A 271-nucleotide genomic window follows, 5' to 3' on the forward strand; every position below is an offset into this window, starting at 1 on the left:
GTGGTGGGCGATACCGGGCTCGAACCAGTGACCCCCTCCTTGTAAGGGAGGTGCTCTCCCAACTGAGCTAATCGCCCACGATAGTTTTAATTCCCTCATGGAGAGAATGGTGGGTCGTGCAGGATTCGAACCTGCGACCAATTGATTAAAAGTCAACTGCTCTACCAACTGAGCTAACGACCCGTGGCGTCCCATAGGGGAGTCGAACCCCTGTTACCGCCGTGAAAGGGCGGTGTCCTAGGCCTCTAGACGAATGGGACACAAGGTTTGT

3 tRNA genes are annotated in these 271 nt (G+C 55.0%); all 3 read right to left on the reverse strand.

Annotated features, from left to right (window positions below):
• Nucleotide 1 precedes the first annotated feature (1 nt).
• The 3 genes from A8L45_RS23560 to A8L45_RS23570 all read right to left on the reverse strand — a co-directional run bounded on the left by A8L45_RS23560 (nucleotide 2) and on the right by A8L45_RS23570 (nucleotide 260).
• Nucleotides 2-77 (reverse strand) — tRNA-Val (locus A8L45_RS23560).
• A gap of 30 nt (nucleotides 78-107) precedes the next feature.
• Nucleotides 108-183: transfer RNA gene (locus A8L45_RS23565), tRNA-Lys, on the reverse strand.
• Between the two features lies 1 nt (nucleotide 184).
• Nucleotides 185-260, reverse strand: a tRNA-Glu gene (locus A8L45_RS23570).
• Between the last annotated feature and the right edge of the window lie 11 nt (nucleotides 261-271).

Origin of the sequence: Veronia pacifica, assembly GCF_001707825.1 — a bacterium.
Taxonomy (GTDB): domain Bacteria; phylum Pseudomonadota; class Gammaproteobacteria; order Enterobacterales; family Vibrionaceae; genus Veronia; species Veronia pacifica.